Below are 5,228 nucleotides of genomic sequence, written 5' to 3'. Positions count from 1 at the left end.
CGTTCCCATACCGAACACGGAAGTTAAGCTCTTTAGCGCCGATGGTAGTTGGGGGCTTCCCCCTGTGAGAGTAGGACGTCGCTAGGCAAAAGTAAACCGCTGAGTATTCAGCGGTTTTTTTATTGTAAAAAAGTCGCCAACTAATAAGAAGTGAAGGTTAATCGGCACGGACAAGAAGCGGAAAATATACAAAAAGGAAACAAACAAACTAAGGATAACAAGGAATTAAGCTGAAAAGAGCACTGTAAATACCTCACCAAGTATGGAAGACGCAAATGAAGTAATTAACCGACGTGTCATCGTCCTATATAAAATAGATGGAAGTAAATGAGGAAACACTGTGATAACAGAACATCTAGCTAATCCCAAAAGAGAACCATTTCAATTGTTGAAATGGTTCTTTGATATTTTAGTGGAATACACCATCTCGAACGATATGAGTTTTAACGGTTACGTTTACTTTCATTTCAGGATACATCTCATGCCATTTTTCCCTATCAATATTTGCCTTTCGAACTTCGGCTTTATAGCGTTCACCAAAGCGGAAAATATCGGAATTAACTTCTTGGCTATATCGAATAATTCGATTTATTTCACTTTCCATTTTTTTATTTATTGCTTTTTCGAGATTTTTTAGTACTTTTTTTTCTTCCTCATGTAAGCCTACAGGTACTGCTATTAGTCGACTATCAAGAGTAATTGTCAAATTAAATTCTGGTACTGTTTTATCAATTAACTTGATTTTTTTACTCGAATTGATGGAGTCAAGGCCAATCTTTATTTCTTCTGAGGAAGTAGCAGAGGTGGACTCAAAAGTTGAAGAGGGTAGCACCATTTCTAATGATCCCCCTTTAAAATTATTACGAATCATTTTTAGATATAAGCTATCCTCAGAAGGGAGACGTCCAACCATTTTCGCACTTTGAAAAAAAGCAATACCTGAGATTTCGATATATTCTCCTTCCTTTTTCAATATTGGTAAGGAATAATCTGCCAATTCAGAAGTATAGTCACGATTTACTTCATGAAGGGTTGGTGAGAGTGCATGATTTTGGTCGATATTATGATCGATTAATTGAAAAATATGTTGACCAATGTCCGTGATATTTTTATATTTGTTCTCTATTAATGAATTTGATTTTCCCTCAACTACAGCCAAGTAGATGCCGTTACTAATTTCAGGATTCATCTTTAATTGATGAATGCTATCTTCTATACCGGATTTTGCAATCTCTTCACCGTATAATACAACTCTTAATTGTCCTGCTCCAATTTTTCTAGATGTTTTTAACTCAATCTTTGTACGGGCACCTCTACTTGTATCAGCTGTTGCAGATTGAATTTCTACTTTACTTTCCAACTCGGGGTTGATTTGTCGGATAGCAGCTGTAACGGTAATCTTGTCATCTTCTGCTGGATCATAACCTATCAACGTCGTTAAACTAGTTCTCTCGAGAATCTTCTGATTTGTACAACCGGCTAAAATTATGATGGTTGTCATGAATAGAAGTAGGTATTTCTTCGAAGTCAACTTTTTCTCACCTGTCTTTTCGAGAATTTTTTCTTTAAAAGAGCAATGAAGTATATGAAAAATGGTAATATAAACACTACGTAAAATGAAAAACCCCCAACAATCTTATTAATAACGTTCAGTTGAATTTGATCTTCTACTAGTAATGTTCCAATGAAAATGAACAATGCGAAAATTAAAATAAACTTTCTCTCGGTTATCTTAATTATTCGATTAAAACCACGATAGGCAGTCCAGGCATATACACAAAGATTTGGTAAGATAACAATTAACCAAAAACAAATAGTAAAAATTTCGATTCTTTCAAAGAAAGGGAGACGAACAATACTAAACAAAGACAGTGTTGCCCATACTAGCCTTTCAAGCTGTTCTCCACTAAAAAAAACTAAGGAAACTAACATAACGAATAGATAAAGGAGCATTGTGTACAATAACCCTAAATGTACATATAATTTCGCCTTTTTCTTTTCTTTGACGAAAGGGTAAAGTGCTGCGAGTACTTCAAAACCTACTATTGTAAAGGACATGGCGTAAGATCCTTTTAGTAGATTTATTAAATCATTATCAAAGATAGGAAATAGGTAGTTAGTGTTAGCGAATTCTAATGGGAATAATAGGACAGCGACCATCCATTGGGGTAAAAAGAAACACAAAAAGCAAAGACCAATGATTAATCTTAGTCCACCGGTAAAAGTATATATGACTAGTAATAGTACTGTGATTATAATAAAAGATGGATTGATATCAGGAAATACCCATGTAATCATAACCTCAGAAAAGGTTTTGATTATAGAAAAAAATATGGACCCGGAATATAGAACTAATATGAAATTAATAAAGTTGCCTAAATATTTACCGAATAAATCTAAAGTGATCCCATAAATATCGTTCGAGTCGTACATTTCCAATACTTTAAACATAATAATCACTATAAGGTGACTTGCCAGAAAACTAATAATGATGGATATCCATGAATCTTGTTTTGCATCTTCATAGATGAGGCTCTGAAATCCCATGACTCCCACCCCAATTTGGACTTTACAAATTACAAAAAAGAGGACAGGAGCATTAAACATTTGAGTAGGATTAACTTGTAACTTATTGATCACTCAATCTTCCTCTCCTTACCCTCCAATGTCTTGCTGATAGTTTTAGTATTTTTATTGTTGACTCTTGAATTTGGTGACCTCCGAATCACAAACGGTTGGGGAAGTCGAATGATACTATCCCCCCAGATTTTAAATCTAGGTGGGTAAAATGGCGACATATAAGGAGAACCTAGGCTTGTTTGACGCAATAAATGAATTAGTAGAAAACAAAAAGCTAGTATAATGCCATAATATCCCCAGAATCCGGCTAAAATAATAATTGGAAATCGAATTACTCTGATAACATTCCCCATCATATAATTAGGTGTAGTAAACGAAGATAGGGCGCACAGAGCGATAATTATAATAAGAATGTTACTAGTAATTCCAGCTTGTACTGCAGCAGTTCCGAGTACAATACCCCCAACAATCCCGATAGTTTGACCAATTTTAGTTGGTAATCTTGATCCCGCCTCACGCAGTAGTTCAATAATTAACTCTAAAAAAAGTGCTTCCAATATCGGTGGAAAAGGTACAATCGCTCGGGATTCGCTGAGTGGAACTAAAAGCGGCTGTGGAATTACTTCATAATGGAAGGTCAAAGATGCTACATACAAGGGTGTAAAAAAAATCGAAATAAAAATAGCCGCAAATCTTAATAATCTCACAAATGTGGCGACTGGCCATCTTAGGTTTTTATCTTCTCTACTATGGAAAAACTCAATAAATGTATAAGGACAAAGAATCCCCATCGAACTTCCATCCACAAGAATGCCTACTTTCCCACTTAATATTCCGTCGCAAAATCGGTCAGGACGTTCTGTAAGTAACATTTGAGGGAAAATAGACTTAGAGCTATCATCAATTAGTTCTGTAAGCACTGCGCTATCAAGTAAATCTTCAATCTCCAGAGCCTGTATTCTTTGCCGTACCGTATTAACATTTTGTTCGGTTGTCAGACCGTCAATATATAGCACGGAAATGTTGGTTTTTGTTTGTTTCCCAAGATTCATTTTTTCATTGCAAAGATTCGGGTTCGTAATATATCGTCGAACAATAGATATATTTGTTGAGATACTCTCATTAAAACCTACTTGTGAACCAATAACTTGTGATTCATTTTCGGGTGTAGATAAGCTACGGGATTCAACTGTTGGTATGACAGCTAAAACATTTAGTGGATATCCATCTATATGAATAATGACAGCACCTGTCAACATGGTATCAATACTGTTAGTTAGTTGATTGGAAATATCTACTTGTGGTAGAGGCAACAATTTTTGAATGATACTCGGTGTTTCTTCGGTAACGTTTTGCAATATAGGCAGGATCTTTTCATTCAAAACGTCCTCCTTGATTAAATTCTCGATAAATACAACGGTAATTGTATCAGTTACATACCGGATTACTAAATCAGCTGGAGAATGAGTTTTCTTATTTATGGAATTAATAAATTCTTCAGTAGAAGATGCAATAGCATCTTTTAAATCTTTATTGGTTGATGAGCTGCTAGATAATTCTTTTGATAAACTTTCACTCTTCTGTAGACCATTTGCATTCAATTGATTGGGTTGTATTCCATTATTACTTTCGTTAGAATTAGTTGTTTTGGGTAATACAACCTCCTTCTTTTTTCTTCTAAAAAAAATAAGGACTCCCTCCATTTCGTATCTTAGTTATATAAAGGAGATGATGGATAAATGAACTAAAAACAATAAATTTCCCTATGAATTAATGTTTAATGAAGGTATTAGGACGAACAAATACTCTATCAAATTCATAACTGGGCTTATTTTCATAATGACCAAAATTTTTACATTTTAATCTTAACAGAGGAGATTATTTAATTTAGTAGAGGGCATTAAAGAATTAGAGGTTATATGGGTAATTTTCCTAAACTATAAAGATACTCGAAAGGGAAAGTATATTCTCAACTTCGATGTTGGATGGTGTAAATTTAGATTTAACATAGGATCTTTGTTTGTATTATAAGTTAAACAAAATTTCCTCAGGTTGAAGTATACTTTTTAAAATGTTATCTATAATTAACAAATCAAGTTAAATATATGGAGATTAATCAATTCTATTTTACTTAGTAGAGGGCACTTGCATTTTCTGTATTATATTGTATCCTAATATTTGTCGCTATGACGTATTAGATAGTATTTTTTATTGAAAACAATTGACTTCAACTTGTTGATTTGATATAATAATTTAGCTGTCGAAAGAGCAGAACTTTAGTTTGTTAGAAAAAATGCTTGATAACCTATTTGCTTGATGGTATGATATAAAAGTTGCTTTTAAAAATAGGTGAAATATTTAGTTGTTGACAGTGCACATGTTCACTGTTATAATTAAAAAGTTCGCTATTAATATAAGTAATTTGAACCTTGAAAACTGAACAACAAAACGTTAATGAAACATAGTTTCTTCTATTAATTTAGAGAAACAAAATTTTGGACATCAAAATTGATGCCAGCAGATGTTTTTTTGAACATTAGTAATAATGTTCAACAGAAATTTGAGCTTTATCAAATTTTCTCTTTTATGGAGAGTTTGATCCTGGCTCAGGACGAACGCTGGCGGCGTGCCTAATACATGCAAGTCGA

At 33.6% G+C, this 5,228-nt stretch carries 3 protein-coding genes and 2 rRNA genes; 2 read left to right on the top strand and 3 right to left on the bottom strand.

The window, feature by feature from the left end; all coding sequences use genetic code 11:
• Positions 1-87 (top strand): 5S ribosomal RNA (rrf, locus tag ACFQU5_RS03330); the annotation flags it as partial.
• A gap of 322 nt (positions 88-409) precedes the next feature.
• On the opposite strand, the gene ACFQU5_RS03325 is transcribed toward rrf, so the two are convergent.
• From ACFQU5_RS03325 to ACFQU5_RS03315, 3 genes are read right to left on the bottom strand one after another with little or no spacing between them, the layout of a single operon-like run.
• On the bottom strand, positions 410-1,531 hold the full coding sequence (locus ACFQU5_RS03325) for a Ger(x)C family spore germination protein (RefSeq protein WP_390284730.1): 1,122 nt from the start codon (positions 1,529-1,531) through the stop codon (positions 410-412).
• Entirely contained in the window at positions 1,528-2,607 is a 1,080-nt protein-coding gene (locus ACFQU5_RS03320) for a GerAB/ArcD/ProY family transporter (protein WP_390284732.1), read from the bottom strand. The genes ACFQU5_RS03325 and ACFQU5_RS03320 overlap by 4 nt, the downstream gene beginning before the upstream one ends.
• Before the next feature lie 29 nt (positions 2,608-2,636).
• A complete protein-coding gene (locus ACFQU5_RS03315) occupies positions 2,637-4,181 on the bottom strand; it encodes a spore germination protein (protein WP_390284728.1) in 1,545 nt (514 codons plus the stop codon).
• 982 nt (positions 4,182-5,163) lie between these two features.
• Between ACFQU5_RS03315 and ACFQU5_RS03310 the strand changes: the two genes are divergently transcribed.
• Positions 5,164-5,228, top strand: a 16S ribosomal RNA gene (locus tag ACFQU5_RS03310); the annotation flags it as partial.

The sequence above is a fragment of the Ureibacillus sp. GCM10028918 genome (assembly GCF_042666115.1).
GTDB lineage: Bacteria > Bacillota > Bacilli > Bacillales_A > Planococcaceae > Ureibacillus.
The sequence above is the reverse complement of the archived record's forward strand: the minus strand, read 5'-3'. Positions and strand labels throughout refer to the sequence as shown.